At 70.5% G+C, this 17,126-nt stretch carries 12 protein-coding genes and 1 pseudogene; 6 read left to right on the plus strand and 7 right to left on the minus strand.

What is annotated here, in order from left to right; genetic code table 11:
* Positions 1 to 1,242 (plus strand): hypothetical protein (locus ACFU3E_RS12635; RefSeq protein WP_384155602.1); only part of this gene is annotated, 1,242 nt, incomplete at its 5' end.
* Positions 1,243 to 1,421: 179 nt separating this feature from the next.
* Here the strand turns inward: ACFU3E_RS12635 and ACFU3E_RS12640 are convergent.
* A complete protein-coding gene (locus ACFU3E_RS12640; RefSeq protein WP_384155604.1) occupies positions 1,422 to 1,889 on the minus strand; it encodes a hypothetical protein in 468 nt (155 codons plus the stop codon).
* Positions 1,890 to 2,070: 181 nt separating this feature from the next.
* Between ACFU3E_RS12640 and ACFU3E_RS12645 the strand changes: the two genes are divergently transcribed.
* The 3 genes from ACFU3E_RS12645 to ACFU3E_RS12655 are packed head-to-tail and all read left to right on the plus strand — an operon-like array spanning position 2,071 to position 5,733.
* Complete coding sequence (locus ACFU3E_RS12645) at positions 2,071 to 3,297, plus strand: ABC-three component system protein (RefSeq protein ID WP_384155607.1); 1,227 nt, start codon at positions 2,071 to 2,073, stop codon at positions 3,295 to 3,297.
* On the plus strand, positions 3,284 to 3,766 hold the full coding sequence (locus ACFU3E_RS12650) for a three component ABC system middle component (protein WP_384155610.1): 483 nt from the start codon (positions 3,284 to 3,286) through the stop codon (positions 3,764 to 3,766). The genes ACFU3E_RS12645 and ACFU3E_RS12650 overlap by 14 nt, the downstream gene beginning before the upstream one ends.
* Positions 3,763 to 5,733 carry a DUF3732 domain-containing protein gene (locus ACFU3E_RS12655; protein ID WP_384155613.1) on the plus strand — a complete coding sequence of 657 codons (1,971 nt, stop codon included), beginning with the start codon at positions 3,763 to 3,765 and terminating at the stop codon, positions 5,731 to 5,733. Before ACFU3E_RS12650 ends, ACFU3E_RS12655 begins: the two co-directional genes overlap by 4 nt.
* Positions 5,734 to 6,146: 413 nt before the next feature.
* On the opposite strand, the gene ACFU3E_RS12660 is transcribed toward ACFU3E_RS12655, so the two are convergent.
* The 4 genes and pseudogenes from ACFU3E_RS12660 to ssd all read right to left on the minus strand — a co-directional run bounded on the left by ACFU3E_RS12660 (position 6,147) and on the right by ssd (position 10,128).
* Positions 6,147 to 6,941: a type II secretion system F family protein gene (locus tag ACFU3E_RS12660; RefSeq protein WP_384155616.1), complete on the minus strand. Its 795-nt coding sequence runs from the start codon at positions 6,939 to 6,941 to the stop codon at positions 6,147 to 6,149.
* Positions 6,938 to 7,809: pseudogene (locus tag ACFU3E_RS12665) on the minus strand (type II secretion system F family protein). The gene ACFU3E_RS12660 and the pseudogene ACFU3E_RS12665 overlap by 4 nt, the downstream one beginning before the upstream one ends.
* On the minus strand, positions 7,793 to 9,019 hold the full coding sequence (locus ACFU3E_RS12670; RefSeq protein ID WP_384155618.1) for a TadA family conjugal transfer-associated ATPase: 1,227 nt from the start codon (positions 9,017 to 9,019) through the stop codon (positions 7,793 to 7,795). The pseudogene ACFU3E_RS12665 and the gene ACFU3E_RS12670 overlap by 17 nt, the downstream one beginning before the upstream one ends.
* Positions 9,016 to 10,128: a septum site-determining protein Ssd gene (ssd, locus tag ACFU3E_RS12675; RefSeq protein ID WP_384155621.1), complete on the minus strand. Its 1,113-nt coding sequence runs from the start codon at positions 10,126 to 10,128 to the stop codon at positions 9,016 to 9,018. Before ssd ends, ACFU3E_RS12670 begins: the two co-directional genes overlap by 4 nt.
* A gap of 574 nt (positions 10,129 to 10,702) precedes the next feature.
* On the opposite strand from ssd, the gene ACFU3E_RS12680 reads away from it, so the two are divergent.
* Entirely contained in the window at positions 10,703 to 11,536 is an 834-nt protein-coding gene (locus tag ACFU3E_RS12680) for an HAD family hydrolase (RefSeq protein WP_384155624.1), read from the plus strand.
* A 336-nt stretch (positions 11,537 to 11,872) separates the two neighbouring features.
* Here ACFU3E_RS12680 and ACFU3E_RS12685 read toward each other — a convergent pair whose 3' ends face one another.
* Complete coding sequence (locus ACFU3E_RS12685) at positions 11,873 to 12,697, minus strand: oxidoreductase (RefSeq protein WP_384155627.1); 825 nt, start codon at positions 12,695 to 12,697, stop codon at positions 11,873 to 11,875.
* A 90-nt stretch (positions 12,698 to 12,787) separates the two neighbouring features.
* The gene (locus ACFU3E_RS12690; RefSeq protein ID WP_384155630.1) at positions 12,788 to 14,053 is read right to left on the minus strand and encodes a hypothetical protein; all 1,266 of its coding nucleotides are present in this window, start codon (positions 14,051 to 14,053) and stop codon (positions 12,788 to 12,790) included.
* Positions 14,054 to 14,342: 289 nt separating this feature from the next.
* Between ACFU3E_RS12690 and ACFU3E_RS12695 the strand changes: the two genes are divergently transcribed.
* Positions 14,343 to 16,712, plus strand: a complete 2,370-nt coding sequence (locus ACFU3E_RS12695) for a bifunctional SulP family inorganic anion transporter/carbonic anhydrase (RefSeq protein WP_384155633.1) — start codon at positions 14,343 to 14,345, stop codon at positions 16,710 to 16,712.
* Positions 16,713 to 17,126: the final 414 nt, after the last annotated feature.

Here is a 17,126-nt window from a genome sequence, read left to right on the forward strand (position 1 = left end):
CACATCGACGGTCAGCTTGACCTGATGGGTGCCACGCTGACGAATGACGACGGGCCCGCCCTGTCAGCCGAACTCCTGCAGGTCGGCAGCGACGCCGTGCTGACCAATCTGACGGCTACTACCGGGCGCGGAGAATATGGCGCGGTGCGACTGCTGGGCGCAGACATTGCTGGCAACCTTGACCTGACGGACGCCTCGCTCACCAACGAGGACGGGCCTGCCCTGTCCGCTGCCGATCTGCAGGTTGGCAGTGACGCGCTGCTGACCAACTTGAAGGCGACTGGCCACGGCGAGCGAGGCGCAGTTTGGCTGCCAGGTGCGTGCATCGCTAGCCATCTTGATCTGAGGGGCGCCACGCTCACAGCCGAGGACGGGCCCGCCTTGTTTGCTTTCGACCTGCAGGTCGGCAGAGACGCTGTGCTGGCCGACTTGGAGGCGACGGGCCGCAGCGAGCGAGGCGTGGTTCGGCTGCCGGGCGCCCACATCTCCGGCAACCTGATTATGAGTGGTCATGTGTCTATTCGCGGAGACGAGCGGGTCATTCTCGACCTGCGCAACGCGAACGTGGACACACGATTCATCCTGTGGGACGCAGAATTCTGGATAGTGGCGTTCGGCAAACCGTTCGCTGAACGGCCGAAGGTAATGCTGAACGGGTTTACATATCGTGTTCAGCCAAGTAGTCCTGATACCGGTGTATGGCTACAAGTGTTGCGACAGTGCATGCCTGATTACGCGCCTGAACCGTACAAGCAACTGGCAGAAGTCTGCCGGACCGCAGGGGACGAGGCGCAGGCCAAGGCAGTGCTCATCGCCCAGCAGGACGCCTACGGCAAGACCCTTCGTCAAGGCGATTCCCGTCGGCACGGAGCCAGAGTGTGGCATTGGGTCAGCCGTGTGACTGTGCGGTACGGTTATCAGCCCAGTCGTGCTTTGTGGTATCTCCTCGCTGTCCTGGCAGTTTCCTGCGCGCTCCTGGTTGTCGCGGACATTCAAGGATGGCTGGTTCATCCGAGCGCCCGAGGCGGTGGTCGCTGTGGCATTGTGGAAAGTGTCGGGAGCGCTCTTGACCGCACCGTACCTCTGCTCGGGTTTGGCGTCGCCGGACGCTGTGAACTCAGTAACGCGACACCTGCGCAGTGGATTTTTGCGGCCAGCCTGATACTGCAAGTGCTGAGCTGGGTCTTCGTTACCCTCTTCGTTGCCGGGTTCACCGGAATCGTCCGGAAATCAGGCACTTGAATAACCGGAAACCCCAACGGCACCGCCAAACTGCTGGATGACGTTCCTGCCGTCAAGCTGCGATCAACGCGTAGTCCGGCGCCCCAAGGGTGAGCAGGTCTGCTCTCACGAAGGGGTCCCGGTAGTTCTCGCCGAAAAACAACGCTATTAACGACACGTATGCTCGGGTAGCTGCGTCCTCAGATGAGGTTGCGAGAGGAGAGGAAGTCCCGCCACTCGCTCACGGCTTCTTCGGCGACTTCCAAGACGTCGCGTGTCGTGCCGCCGGATGCTGTGCGAAAGCGGTGCGCCGAGGCACCCGTGCCGACGAATACGACGACGTCGTTCTGCGCGACCGTCGTGGAGTGGTCACCGGTCCGCGCGCGACGGTTTGGGTCCAACTTGAAGTGCTTCGCGCCGTTGGCGAGATCTGCACAGAGCTTGAGAGTCGGGCTGCCATTGATAAGTCCGTGTACATCGGTCGTCTGCACCCCGCTCTCCTGATCATTCGTAAGCCAGTCCTTCAGGTGGTGCACGGCCTCGAAGAACGACAGAACCGCGTCGATTGCGGCGTCAGTGCCGCCCGGCGCGCCCGCGTAGACGGTCCGCACATCCGCGAGGCGGCGGCCCACCCGGTCCCACTGCGATGACCAACCTTGCCCAAGCACGGAATCAGTGTGCGGCAGGTATCCGCGCGGTGACCCAAGACACGCCTGAGCGGCCCGCAATGGCCACTCAGAGCGTCGGTCTCGCCGTAACGGTTCGGAAAGTTCGGCAGTCCGTGTTTTGCCTGCGGCGCGGCCATGGAATGATCGCTGCACTCGGTAACCAGAGGGAGGCGGTGGGTGCATGTCCAGCCCGGAGAATCCCTTCGAAGCATCGGCGTCAGCGCTCGGATACCTCTACCAGCTCCGCGTGGCGCTCCAGCGGTGTGTGGAGCTCTCCAGGGGCGGGATCGAGTGGAGTGTGGCGATTGAGGCCACGGACGATGTCCAGGCCCTCATCGGGTCGCAGACCGAGCTGACCCAGTTGAAGAAGCGGGCAGATAACGTGCGACTGACGGACCTGTCGTCGGACTTGTGGAAGACAATCAGGGTCTGGTCCCACGCCGTCACCGAGGGGCACATCGATCTTGCCGAGACAAGCTTCTACCTGCTTACCACCGCAGAGCTGCCGGACGACAGCGCGGGGTTCCTCCTGCAGCCCAAGGCCAGCGGGCACCGTGACGAGCCGACTGCCGAGGCCCTCCTCGTCCAGGCGCGGCAGTCCTCGAAGAGTACGACGTTGGCCAAGGCCTTCGAGGCGTTCGACGCGCTCGGGGCGCAACGCCGGGCCGAGCTCATCAGCCGGATCGAGGTCATCGGTGACGCGCCGGGGATGGACTCCATCAGGGAGAACCTGCTCGGCTACGCAAGCCTGGCCGTCGAGCGCCGGTTCGCCGAGTCCTTTCTTCAGCGTCTTGAGGGCTGGTTCTTCGAGCGGGCGTCCGTCCAGATGAGCTTCCCGGGATCAGCCCCGGTGACCGGCGCCGAGTTCGACGAGCTGTTCAACGATCTGCGCAATCAGATCGGTGAGCACAATCTGCCGATCGACCCTGATATCGCCGCGCTCACGGCTGCTGCCCCGGCCGCTGCCGATGCCGCCGACAAGGTATTCGTGCATCAGCTCCGGCTGATCGACGTGGGCGCGGAGCGAATCGGCTACGCGGTTCGCGACTGGGTGAGGGCCTTTGCTCAGCGCTCCCGCTGGGCGAACGAGAACCTGCTGCGCGCCGGCGAGATCGGCGCGTATGAGCGCAGGCTCGTGGAGGAGTGGCAGTCGCGCTTCGCAGAGATGCGTGAAGACCTCGGTGATGAAGCCACCGAGGAAGAGATGAAGCGTGAGGCCAAGCTGATCTACAGGTGGGTCGACCGGGAGGCCCGGCTTCGCATCCGCACCGGCTGTGAAGAGGTGTTCGTCGTCAAGGGGTCGTACCAGATGCTCGCGGACGAGCTGCGGGTCGGGTGGCATCCGGACTTCAGCGCCCGGCTGGCGGCTCTGCTGGAGCCGGCGGGAGCCGCTGATGGCCGAGCGTGACCTCAGCCGCGAGGAGCGCGCCCTGTTCAACCCGGCCTTCACAGCACTCGTGTGCGTCCGGGCTGTGCAGGGCTACGAGAAGCAGTACCGCTCCGCCTGCCCGCTTCCAGTCGCAGTGACCGCCGCGGTTATGGCTCTCCAGCCGTCAATTCGGACGGCGCTGCCCGCCACCCTCCGCACCGGGCTGATGAACTGGCTCGACGAGAACGAGGCCGTGCGCGTGGCCATGGGTCTCAACGCCGCCGCCCTCGCCGCCGTCGTGCGACCAGGCCTGCTCTTCGCCCTTCAGAGCGATGTGCTCAGGCTTCAGGGCTCCGGGCTGATAGTGAAGCCACGGGCCGTGACGGCCCTCCAGGACGGCCCCGAACAGAACACGGCGATCCAGAAAGCCGCCCACCAACTCGGGCGATGGCTGCCCAGCACCGGCAGCATCAGCACCGTCCTGACGCTCCTGGGAGTCCAAGCGTGACCTTTCAGATCCAAGCGGTCACCGTCTACGGCAAGCAGCCCGGACAGGTCCGCACGGTCCCGTTCCGCACCGGCACCCTGAACATCGTCACGGGCGACTCCCGGCGCGGAAAGAGCGCGCTGCTGACGATCATCGACTACTGCCTGGCCAGCTCCGACTACCCCGTCAAGGCCGGCAAGGTCCGCAAGTACGTGGGCGCCTACGCCGTCACCCTGGCGAAGCCCGGCCAGCAGCTCTTCGTCGCCCGGCGCGCCCCGGAGCCGGGGAACGCCGTGAGCACCGTGCTGTGTGTCCTGTCCCAGGCCCCGGAGACCCCGCCTCCCCTGCTGGAAGAGCTGACCTTCGCGACGCCACTGGACACCGCCAAGGACATCCTCAGCGACTTCTGCGGCATCGACCGCACCGTCAAGGTGCCCGCGGTCGCCCGCGCACAGACCATCGCTCCGTCGATCCGCCACGCGCTCTACTTCTGCTTCCAGGCGCAGAACGAGGTCGCCAACCCCGACCTGCTGTTCCACTCCCAAGGTGAGGAGTGGCGGCCGAACACCATCCGGGGTGTGATCCCGTACTTCCTTGGCGCCGTCGACCCCGAACAGGCAGCGCTGCACAACCGGCTGCGGCTCCTGCGCCGGGACCTTTCCGACCTTGAAGCCAAACTCGCCCAGGCCCGCGACCTCGGCCCAGCGTCGGGCCAGGCCCGAGCACTGCTCACCGAGGCAGTCGAGGCAGGGCTTCTACCGCACCGCGACAGCGAGCCGACGGCCGAGGAGGTCCTTGGCCTTCTGCGGTTGGCCTTGGAAGGCAGCATCCAGCAGGAGCTGGAGTCCCGACCGGACAACGACGGCGACCCGTTGGCCGCAGCCATCGGCCGGCGCGCCCAACTCCGGCGCGCCGTCGGGCAGTCCCGGGCCCGCATCGCCGACCTCAAGCGCGCGGTCGAGGAGAATGACGACTTCGCGGGCGAGGCAAGAGAGCAGCGCCGGCGTCTCGCGTCTCTCGGGTTGATGCGACTGTCCCCGGACACCTCCCAGGCCGCCCAGTGCCCGGTGTGCGAAAGCCTGATCGCCTCGGCCAACACCACGGTGGCGACGATCATGCACGACCTCGAACGCCTCGACGGCGATCTGCAGGTGATCGGCAGCGACACACCCGCCCTGCAACGCCAGATGGACCTGGAGGAGGAGCAGTTGCAGCAACTGCGCGCGGCGCTCTCCCGCAGCCAGGACGAGATTAACGAGATCAGCGCCGGGCTGCGCGCACTGCAGCAGGAGCCGGACCAGTCGCAGCGGGCCGCCCATGTGCGCGGTCGTATCAGCCTTTACCTCGACACCACGGCCCAGCATGTGAGTGCCCCGCAGGTCGAAGACCGCCGCGACGACCTCCAGCGACAGATCGCTGAGCTGGAAGAGCTCCTGAGTGACGACACCCAGGGCGACCGGCTCACCAGTTACCTGTCCCTGATCAGCCAGAACATCCGCACCAAGGCTGCATCACTGGAGCTCGACCACTCGGATGCACCCATCCGCCTCGACGTCAACCGGCTGACTGTCGTCGCCGACACGGCCGACGGTCCCGTCCGGCTCGCCGACATGGGCAGCGCCGAGAACCACCTGGGCTACCACGTCGCCACGCTGCTGAGCCTGCACGAGTGGTTCAGCGAGCATCGCGGACCCGTTCCTCGGACGCTGATCCTCGACCAGCCGTCCCAGGTGTACTTCCCGCCCGACTACAACGGCGAGCCCACACCCCAGGGGACCGACCTCAGCCACCTGCTGAATATCTACCGGATCATCAACGACACCGTCCAGGCACTCGACGGCGCGCTCCAGGTCATCGTCGTCGAGCACGCCGACCTGGCCGACCCGCTCTTCCGGGACCACGTCGTCGAGCGCTGGCGCTACAGCAACAGCCAGGCCCTCGTACCTTCGGAGTGGATCACTGAACCGATCGACGACGAGGACGAGTAGCCCAGCACTCGACGTTCGGCGTCCGCTCCGCGCCGAGTGCACCTGTCGCCGTATAGTTCGAGGTCCTGCCAGCGTGATGGACCACCGAATCAGCCAGTGGACATCGAACAGCTGACCCTGTCGCCGAAGAGCGTGATCTAAGCCACAGCTCAGCGAAGGAATGAGACACCTTGATCCTCCATGACGGGTTGGCGCCTCGGGGCTCCGGTCCCACGTAAAGCGACACACACACGGGGGACACGGCATCTGCCGCGACACGTTTGGTGACCATTCCCGCGTCCCTCCGCGCCGCCCGCATCCCGCACATCAGGGCACGCAGCCGTGCCCGTACCGCCTGGTACATCTCAACCCCCGTAGGAAAGAGTCCGAACTTCTGCTGTTTGCCGCTCACTTGCTGCCGGTCCGTCACCGCGTCATCCACCACCCCCTCCGAGCACCCCGCCCGCCAGCCCGATCACCACGGGCAGCACGCCGACCGCGATGAACGCGGGCAGGAAGCACAGCCCGACCGGCGCGCTGACCATCACGCCCGCTCGGCGGCCCCTGGCCGTGGCGGCGCGGCCCCAGTCCGCCCGGGCCTCCGCGGCGAGCCGCGCGACCGGTACGGCCGCGGGCAGCCCGGACACATCGGCCCGTTCGAGCAACCGCGCCAGACCTCCGGCGCCCGGGACGCCACCCAACCTCCGCCAGACCGAGCCCGGGTCGCCGCCCAGCCGTACCTCCGCCGCACCCCGGGCGAGGGCATCGCCGACCGGGCCGCCCAGGGCCTCGCCCACCGCCTGCGCGGCGATCACCGGGCCGGCGCCCGCCGCGATGCAGGCCGCCAGCAGGTCGGCGGCGAGAGGCAGTTGCCGCGCCGCCTCGGCGAGGTCGGGTGCCCCCGGGTCCGCCCCGGCCGCCTCCTGCCTCAGCCGCCACCGCCACAGCCCCACTGCGCCGGCCAGGCCCACGGCGACCCCGGCGAGACCTCCGACCAGCACCCATCCGGCACACGCCACGCCCACAGGGGCCAGCCACGTCCGCGCGACCCTGCGCGATGCCCGCCGTGGGACCGGGACAGTCGCTTCCCGGACCCCCGACAGCTCGGTCAGTCGCCGACGCATCCTCCGGCGGCGCCGCGCCGCCGCCAGCCACCGCGCCAGCCAACCGCAGGCCAGCACGATCCCCACGGCCGCCCCCAGCCTGTGGACAACTTCTCCGCCGCTCATGCCGCCGCCTCCGCGCCCTGCACGATCCGCTGCACCCACCACAACCCCAGGCCCTCCAGGACCCCGCCGACCGCCAGACAGCCGAGCCCCGCCCCGGTGTGCAGCAGGACGTGGAGGGGATCAGCCCCGAGGGCGGTGCCGATGAGCAGCCCCAGGGCCGGCAGGCCGGCGAGCATCACCGCCGTGGCCCGGGCCCCCGCCAGCTGGGCCCGCAGGTCGGACCGCTGGTCCCGTTCCGCACGCAGGGCGGCGGCGAGCCGCTCGAGTCCGGCTGCGAGCCCCGCACCCTGGTCCACGGCCACCCGCCAGCACGCCGCGAGTCCCCGCAGTCCCTCGGCGCCCGGTTGCCGTGCCGCCACAGCGAGTGCTCCGGCACATCACCCCCGAACCGCGCCGCCGCCAGCACCGTCGCCTGCGCGCCGGCGAGTCCGCCGCAGTCCCGCGCGGCCCGCAGCAGCGCCTCCCCCGGCTGGCGTCCGGCCCGCACCTCTCCGGCGAGCGCCCCGCACAACGCGATCACCGCTTCGGCCCGGCGTTCCCGGTCCCGCCGCGCCCGGCCGGCCAGCCGGGCCCGCCGCAGCAACGGCACCCCGGCCGCCCCCAGGACGGCCGGCAACACCGACGCCCCGAGTACCGCCAGCGCCAGCCCGGCCACCGGCGACCACCACTCGGCCCGCAGCCGCCCGCGGACGCGCCGCAGCCCGCCGGTCATCCGCAGCCGCCCGGGCGGCCCGCTCCCTGCGGCTCCGCTGCCCGCGAGGAGCAACCGCGCCCGCCGCGCCGCCTCCTCACGCTCACCCAGCAGCCAGACAGCCGCCCCCATGCACGCCACGGCCGCACCCATCGACATCTCAGGCACCCCCGTCATGACTCGCCCCCTCCGCCTCGGCCGTATCCGGGCCGCTCCCACTCGCCTCACCCCGAAGCAGCCCCCGCAGCCGCTCCCACCCGCGCTCACGCGCGAACGCCTCCGCTCCCCACCGCAGCGCCGGCACCGTCCGCACCAGCCCCGACCGGTCCCGCTCCAGCACGTGCACCTCGGCGATCCGCCGCCGCCCGGCCCGGTCGCGCACCACATGCAGCACCACGGAGAGTGCGGCCGCCAACTGGCTGTGCAGCGCGGCCCGGTCGAGCCCGGCGGCTGTGCCGAGCGCCTCCAGCCGGGCCGGCACATCGGCGGCCGCGTTGGCGTGCACGGTCCCGCAGCCGCCCTCGTGGCCGGTGTTCAACGCGGCCAGCAGATGCACCACTTCGGGCCCGCGCACCTCGCCCACGACCAGCCGGTCCGGCCGCATCCGCAGCGCCTGGCGCACCAGGTCCTCGAGGGTGACGAGGCCCGCGCCCTCCTGGTTGGCGGGTCTGGACTCCAGCCGGACGACGTGCGGATGGTCGGGCCGCAGCTCCGCCGAGTCCTCGGCGAGGACGATCCGCTCGTCCGGTCCCACCAGCCCCAGCAGGGCGCTCAGCAGCGTGGTCTTGCCGGTGCCGGTGCCGCCGCTGACGAGGAAGGACAGCCGGGCCTCGAGCAGGGCGCGCAGCATCCGGTCCCCGCCCGGCGGCACCGTGCCCGCCGCGACCAGCTCGCCGAGGGTGAAGGCACGCGGCCGTACGACCCGCAGTGACAGGCAGGCGCAGCCCACGGCCACCGGCGGCAGCACCGCGTGCAGCCGGGTCCCGTCCGGCAGGCGGGCGTCGGCCCAGGGCCGGGCGTCGTCCAGGCGGCGTCCGGCCACGGCGGCGAGGCGCTGGGCGAGCCGTCGTACGGCCGCGGCGTCCGGGAACCGCACCGGCGTCAGCTCCAGTCCGCCGCCCCTGTCCACCCAGACCCGGTCCGGGGCCGACACCAGCACATCGGTCACCGACGGATCGGCGAGGAGCGGCTCCAGTGGTCCGCTGCCGACCAGCTCGGACCGCAACTGGGCGGCGGCACCCAGAACTTCGGCGTCTCCGAGGACCCGCCCCTGCTCCCGCAGCGCCTGTGCCACGCGGGCGGGGGTCGGCTCGGCCCCGCTCTCGGCCAGCCACCGCCGCACCCCGTCGAGCAGCGCGGCGCCCTCGAATCCGGCCAGAGTGCTCATGCCGCACCCGCCTCGACGAGCGCCCGCTCCCAGAACTCACTGCAGAACCGGGCCAGCGGTCCGCGAGGGGCGGCGCCCGGTGGCGCCATGTCCTCGTCCGGACGCGACAGCCCCGGCTCGACCGGTACCTCGCCGACCAGGGGCAGTCCGAGGAGCCGGGCCACCTCCCGGTCGTCGAGCCCCGGCGGGTACGGCCCGCGGACGGCCACCCGCAGATCCCGCAGGACCATGCCGACCGCGGAGGCCACCCGCCCCGCGGCCGCGACGGCCCGCAGCTCTGTGGGCACCACCAGCACGCCCATGTCCAGCTGGGTGAGGACCTCGGCGACGCCGTCGTCGATCCGGCGCGGGAGGTCGACCACGACCGTGCCGCCCCGGCGCCGGGCCGCCGCGAGCACCGCGCGCACCGCCTGCGGCGGGACCGCGATCCGGTCTCCGCGGTCCCAGCTGAGCACTCGCAGCGAGTGCAGCTCGGGCAGGGACTCCTCCAGGGCTCCCCCGCCGACCCGGCCGCGCGAGGAGGCGAACGCGGGCCAGCGCAGTCCTGTGGCCGTCTCGCCGCCGAGGAGTACGTCGAGTCCGCCGCCCAGCGGATCGGCGTCCACGAGGAGGGTGCGCAGTCCCTCCCGCGCGGAGGTGACGGCGAGGGCGCACGCGAGCGTGGACGCTCCGGCCCCGCCTCGGCCGCCGATGACGCCCACGGTGAGGGCGGGCCGGCCGACGCCCTCGGCGACGTCGGCGATCCGGTCGACCAGCCACTGCTCGCCGTCGGGCAGCATCAGAACGTGCTCGGCGCCGATCTCGACGGCCCGCCGCCACACCCCGGAGTCGTCCTGGTCCCGGCCGACGAGCACGACGCCCCTTCTGCGCACGGCCCCGCGCACCCGCCGCGCGGCGTCGTCGCCGACCAGGACGAGCGGTGCGGCCTCCCAGCCGCCTCTGCGCTCCGGCACCCCGTGGTGCACCTCGGGTGTGGCGCCCGCCGCGGCGCACAGGCGCAGCAGGTCGTCGAGGAGTTGGGTGTCCTCGGTGACGATCAGCGGTCCGCCCTGCTGCCCTCCGGTGCCCGGCGGCGGATCGTGTGTGACGATTCCGGCCACGGTTTCCATCCCCCTTCGCTGCATGACCCGCGTGGCCCCTGCGGCCCCGCGATTCCCAAACGTGGGAAGAACCGACAAGCGGCCTCCCTGTGAACGGCCGGCAGAAACCGGCCAAACGCACCCGGGTACTCGGAACCGGCCATGAACTCGCCGCGAGCGGGACGCGCTGGAATCACGGTGCAGCGATCCCGGAAATCGTGTGGATCTTGGTGGATAACTGTGGACGTACCGAGGGTTGTGAATATCGCCGTCACCCATACCGGTGAGCCGCTCAGGCCCTCTCTGCGACTCCCGCAGAGCAGCCTGACAACTACCCACCGTAACAAATCATGAGCATGTCAAAACCCATGCCAGGGCCGAACCGAAGCGGTTCTCAGGCCGCGCGAGGAAGGAGAAAACCCACCCGGACATGCGACGACCCCCGCCGGGGGGGAGAGCGGGGGTCGTCCCCACGGCCGACTCGGGGGGGGAGGAGTCGGGCCGGGTTAGCACGGTCGCGAACGATCCGTGACTTCCATGGTGTACCCGAGAGCCTTCTCAGGCAAACCCACGCGCCCCACCTTACGCCGAATGGGCTGCCCCTATGCTCTGGGGCGTGGAAAACCACTCGTTGCCCCGCACAGCCGCCTTCTTTGACCTGGACAAGACGGTCATTGCGAAGTCGAGCACGCTCACGTTCAGCAAGTCGTTCTACCAAGGCGGTCTGATCAACCGCAGGGCCGTCTTGCGTACCGCATATGCCCAGTTCGTCTTCCTGGCCGGCGGCGCCGACCACGACCAGATGGAGCGCATGCGCGCATATCTGTCCGCCCTGTGCCGCGGCTGGAACGTGCAGCAGGTCAAGGAGATCGTCGCCGAGACGCTGCACGACCTGATCGACCCGATCATCTACGACGAGGCCGCCTCCCTGATCGAGGAGCACCACACCGCCGGCCGCGACGTCGTGATCGTGTCCACGTCGGGCGCGGAGGTGGTCGAGCCGATCGGTGAACTGCTGGGAGCGGACCGCGTGGTCGCCACCCGCATGGTCGTGGGCGACGACGGATGCTTCACCGGCGAGGTGGAGTACTACGCGTACGGCCCGACCAAGGCCGAGGCCGTCAGGGAGCTGGCCGAGTCCGAGGGGTACGACCTCAGCCGGTGCTACGCCTACAGCGACTCGGCGACCGATGTGCCGATGCTGGAGTCCGTCGGCCGTCCGCACGCCGTGAATCCGGACAGGGCGCTGCGCCGCGAGGCCCTCGCGCGCGGGTGGCCGATCCTGGACTTCCACCGCCCGGTCCGGCTCAAGCAGCGCATCCCCGCGTTCCCCGTACCGCCGCGTCCGGCGCTCGTCGCGGTCGCCGCGATAGGCGCGGCCGCGGCCACCGCGGGACTCGTCTGGTACGCGAACAGGCGCCGGGCGACGGTCGCTTGACCTGCAAGGACGCCGCGAATCATGTGAACCCAAAGGTAAAGAAGTGCAGTCTGGACTTCCGCTTGCACCGGGGCAGGAGTACAAAGGACTCAACGGCCCGCGAGACCAAGGACATCCGAGAGGATCACCTTTTCACGCATTTTGGCCCCACGGACCGAGCATGAACACCGGGCACCCACGCGACGTCGACCCGTCGAATACGGGCCAGCCGCACCAGGTGACGGGCAAAGCTCCCGACCTGATGGGCATATATCGAGGACGCTTGGTAACCCGATGCTCATGCCAGCGGCGGTACGAGAACTCGTACCGCCGCATCACTTTTCCCGCCGGGCGATGTCACGCCGCTCCGCGCTGCAACGCCTCGCACACCGCCATCGACTCGCGGGCCCCCAGTTCGACCGCGCTGCCGCAGTGGGCGATCCAGGCGGCGACGCCCTCTGGAGTACCGGAGACGTACCCGCCGAGGGCTTCCAGGTAGGCATCACGTCCCAGCTCGGCATGACCGACCTCGGCCGCGCAGACCGACTTCGGATCCAGGCCGCTGCCGACCAGGACGATGCGTTCGGCCGTGCGTGCGACCAGGCCGTTGTGGGATGTGAAGGGACGCAGCGCGAGGAGTTCGCCGTGCACGACGGCGGCCGTCACCAGCGCCGGTGCGGAGCCGCCGGCGATGATCAGCCCGGCCAGTCCGTCCAGCCTGCCGTGCGCCTCGGAGGCACTCGGCAGCGGCAGCCCGATCAGCGGCTCGTCGACCGGCTCGCCCTCCTTCCGGGGCCGCCCGACCTGGTCGCCCTTGTCCGCGGCCGCCACCAGGTGCAGCCGGGCCAGCACCCGCAGGGGCGACTGCCGCCAGATCGACAGCAGCTGGCCCGCCTCCGCGGTGAGCCGTAGGGCGGCACCCACGGTGCGGGCCTCGTCGTCGCCGCTGAAGTCCGTGCGACGGCGCACCTCCTCCAGGGCCCAGTCGGCGCCGGACAGCGCGGCCGAGCCACGGGCGCCGCGCAGAGCGGCCTCGGAGGTGATCGCGTTGCTGCGCCGCCGCATGACCCGGTGCCCGTAGACCCGGTCCACGGCCTTGCGTACGGACTCCACGGAATCGGCCACTCCGGGCAGCGCCCCCAGGGCCGCGAGGGGATCGGCGGTCGCGCCTTCTGTACTCATGAGTACGACCCTACGCACCCCGGGGCCCCGCCCCACGGCGGAGTGGCCTTCTTCACGCGCGCGGGCGCCCGGCGGCATCCTCCCGCAGCACTACCCCCTGGCCGCCGGAGCGCCGGGCACGCCCTTGGGCTCCGGGGCGGGACGGTCCGACAGGAAGGACGCCCAGCCCTCCTTGGGCGCCTGGCCGACCTGCAGGGTGCGCAGCTTCTCCAGCGTCTTCGGGTCCTGCGCGTCCAGCCAGTCCACGAGCTGGCGGAACGAGACGCAGCGCACCTCCTCCTTGGTGCACACCGTCTCGATGACCTCCTCGACGGCCCGCATGTAGGTGCCGCCGTTCCAGGACTCGAAGTGGTTGCCGATGATCAGCGGCGCGCGGTTGCCGTCGTAAGCCCGCCGGAAGCCCGCGAGCAGGCCGTCGCGCATCTGGTCGCCCCAGAAGCCGTGCATGGCGGGGTTGCCCTGGGTCTTGGTGCCCGACTGGTTGACCATGAAGTTGTAGTCCATGGTGAGCTGCTCGAAGGAGTGGCCGGGGAACGGCACGAGCTGCATGGACACGTCCCACAGGCCCTCCTTCTTCTTGGGCCAGACCTGGCCGTTCACGCCGCTGGTGTCGTAGCGGAAGCCCAGGTCGCTCGCCGCCCTCATGAAGTTGCGCTGGCCCTCGAGGCAGGGCGTGCGGGCGCCGATGAGCTCCTTGTCGTAGTCGAAGGGCAGGGGGGCCGCGTCCTTCAGGCCGGTGTTGGTCTTCCAGGTCTTCACGAAGTGCTTGGCCTGGGAGATCTCGTCCTTCCAGTCCTCGACCGACCACTCGCCGACGCCGCCGCCGCTGCCGCAGAAGTGGCCGTTGAAGTGGGTGCCGATCTCGTTGCCCTCCAGCCACGCCAGGCGCAGCTGCTTCGCGGTGGCGGCGATGCCGCGGCGGTCGTTGAAGCCGATGTCGGAGCGGCCCGGGGAGTGCTGCGGCGGCCGGTACTGGTCGCGCTTCTCGGCCGGCAGCATGTACACGCCACTCAGGAAGTACGTCATGGTCGCGTTGTTCTCCTTGGCGACCTTGCGGAAGTGGGAGAACAGCTTCTGGCTGTCCTCCCCCGCGCCGTCCCAGGAGAAGACGACGAACTGCGGGGGCTTCTGGCCGGGCCGCAGGCGTTCGGGGCGCGGCAGGTGCGGCTGGGCTCCGGTGTAGGCGGTGGAACCGTCTCCGATCAGCCGGACCGCACTCTTCGGCGCCTGTGCCGGCGTCGCCTTCTTCGGTTGGGGGTTCTCCTGCCGGGGGGTGCCGGTCGCGCAACCGGCGAGCGATGCGGCGCAGACCGCGGCGATCACGGAGCCCGCGGCGATCCTGGGGGTGGCGGCCATGTTCCGCCCACCTTCTTCCTTCTCTCGGGTGCGGACAGCGCCGCCAAATTCGCACGAGATGGAGAAGGAATTAGTACGACAAGCCGACCAAATAGCCATTTCACTCTTCAGAGTGATCCATTAGCCCATTTGACCGTAAAGTCTATGCTCGACCTTTACTCTGCATTACGATCCGTTTACCGAGCGTTGATTCATCCCGCCGATTTACGCCGTGACCGCCGCGACCGAACCCCGCCCCGAGCGGGACCCCCCGTTACGCGACCGCGCAGCCCCGGAGGAGACGGGAACCATGTCAGCCTGCGTCCCCACACGCGCCGCCGACCCGAACCGAACCGAGCACACCCATACGCCCCACAGTCCGCCGCCGACCGGACCCCGCCGATTCCGGATCGCGGGTGCCGATGTGTCGGCCTCGATCGCGGTCTTCCTGATCGCCCTGCCCCTGTCCCTGGGCATCGCCCTCGCCACCGGCGCCCCCCTTCAGGCCGGCCTCGTCGCCGCCGCCGTGGGCGGACTGGTCGCCGGGCGGCTCGGCGGCTCCCCGCTCCAGGTGAGCGGACCGGCCGCCGGACTCACCGTCGTGACCGCCGACCTCATCCAGCGCTACGGCTGGCGGACGACCTGCGCCATCACCGTCCTCGCCGGCCTCGCCCAACTCGGCCTGGGCTGCCTGCGCGTGGCCCGTGGCGCCCTGGCCGTGAGCCCCGCCATCGTGCACGGCATGCTCGCCGGGATCGGCGTCACCATCGCCGTCGCCCAGCTCCACATCGTGCTCGGCGGCACACCGCAGAGTTCCGTCCCCGACAACCTCCGTGCGCTGCCCGCCCAGTTGGCGCAGATGCACCCCGCGGCCGTGTCGGTGAGCGTGCTGACCCTGGCGCTGCTGCTGCTCTGGCCGAGACTGCCCGGCCGGGCCGGACGCGTGCTGCGCAAGGTCCCGGCCGCGCTCGTCGCCGTCGCCGGGGCCACCGCGGCCGCCGCCCTCGCCGGGCTCCGCCTGCCCAAGGTCGACCTGCCGTCCTGGAGCAACCACGCCCTGGCCGGACTGCCCGAGGGCCCCGTGCTCGGTCTGGTCGCCGCCGTGCTCACCACCACCCTGGTGTGCAGCGTGCAGTCGCTGCTCGGCGCGGTCGCCGTGGACAAACTGGTGGCCGGCCGGCCGGGCCTGTCCGCCCGTGTCGGGCGCTCCCGCCTCGACCGTGAACTGCTCGGGCAGGGCGCCGCCAACATCGTCTCCGGCTCGCTCGGCGGACTGCCCATCGCCGGGGTGGCCGTGCGGAGTTCGGCGAATGTGCACGCGGGTGCGGTCAGCCGGAACTCCACGATGCTGCACGGCGTTCTCGTAGTGATCGCCGCGCTGCTGATGGTCCCGGCCCTGGAGCTCATCCCGCTCGCCTCGCTCGCCGCCCTGGTGATGGCCGTCGGTATCCAGATGGTGTCCCTGAACCACATCCGCACGGTGACCCGCCACCGAGAGGTCTGGGTCTACGCCGTCACCACCCTCGGCGTGGTCTCACTCGGCGTCCTGGAAGGCGTGGCGCTCGGCATCGCCATGGCCGTCGGCGTCGCCCTGCACCGCCTCACCCGCACCCGCATCACACACGAGGAGAGGGAAGGAGCCCATCACGTACACGTCAGAGGACAGTTGACCTTCCTCGCGGTGCCCCGGCTGAGCCGGGTCCTGCATCGCGTGCCCCACGGTGTCGACGCCGTCGTCGAGCTGGACGGCTCGTTCATGGACCATGCGGCGTTCGAGACGTTGCAGGACTGGCAGAAGACGCACACCGCGCAGGGGGGCACCGTGGAGATCACCGGCCGCCATTCCGGCACCCGCATCTCCGAGCCCCAGACCTTCACCAGCTGCCGCTGCCGGCCCTGGACACCCTGGCTCAACCACCAGTGCGACCGCCCCCCGTCCACATCCCCCTCCGGCAAGAGCCCGGAAGGGACGGACCACTCCGAACCGGACCCGACGGGCACCGGCGGAGCCAGTGGACACGAACTGGCGCGTGGCATCAGCGCGTTCCAGCGCAACACCGCCCCCCTGGTGCGCAGCGAGCTGGCCCGGTTGGCGCGCGAGGGGCAGCGGCCCTCGCAGCTCTTCCTGACCTGCGCCGACTCCCGGCTGGTCACATCGATGATCACCTCCAGTGGTCCGGGCGACCTGTTCGTCGTGCGCAACGTGGGCAACCTCGTCCCGCGCCCGGGCGAGGAGAGCGGCGACGACTCGGTGGCGGCCGCCATCGAGTACGCCGTGGACGTGCTCCGGGTCCGGTCCATCACGGTGTGCGGGCACTCGGGATGCGGCGCCATGCAGGCGCTGCTCAACTCCGAGCCCGGCGGCGCCCGGACCCCACTGAAGCGGTGGCTGCGGCACGGGCTGCCGAGCCTGGAGCGCATGGCCGACAAGAATCTGCCCTGGGTCAGGTTGGCCGGGCGGTCCCCTGAGGACGCGGTCGAGCAGCTCTGCCTGACGAACGTCGTCCAGCAACTGGAGCACCTGCGCGCCCACGAGTCGGTGGCCCGGGCCCTCGACGAGGGCGCCCTGGAGCTGCACGGGATGTACTTCCACGTGGGCGAGGCCGAGGCGTACCTGCTCACCGGGACGGACGCCGACGGCGCCTTCGACCGCGTACGGGAGCCGGACCTGACGGCGTGAAGCGGGCGCCGGGTCGCGGCGTGTTCGCGCCCAGCACCGGATGAGGGTGTGCCCCCGGCCGACCGCGGGGGGGTACACCCGGTGGCCCACCGCGCCACCCGCCCCGGGGCGGCTGCCGACCGCCCGCCGCCCCGGGCCCCGCCGCCCCGGGCCCCGCCGCCCCGAACGCCGCCGTGGCGCCCCGGCTCTCCTCCCCCCCGGCTCCCCCCGGCTCCTTCAGCTCCTCCGGCTCCTTCGCGGCCGGCGTGACGGGCAGCACACGCACTGAACTTTCCCTGGTCGGCGTCCGTGGGTACGGATGACCCCGGTCCCCGTCAGCACCGCCCAACAGGTCTAAACCAATCGGCGGTCGGCCCTTGTCATCGCACCCCCGGGTCTGATGAGCTGTGGCGTGGGACACAACGGACACCCTGG

The sequence above is a fragment of the Streptomyces sp. NPDC057424 genome (assembly GCF_042803315.1).
Classification (GTDB): domain Bacteria; phylum Actinomycetota; class Actinomycetes; order Streptomycetales; family Streptomycetaceae; genus Streptomyces.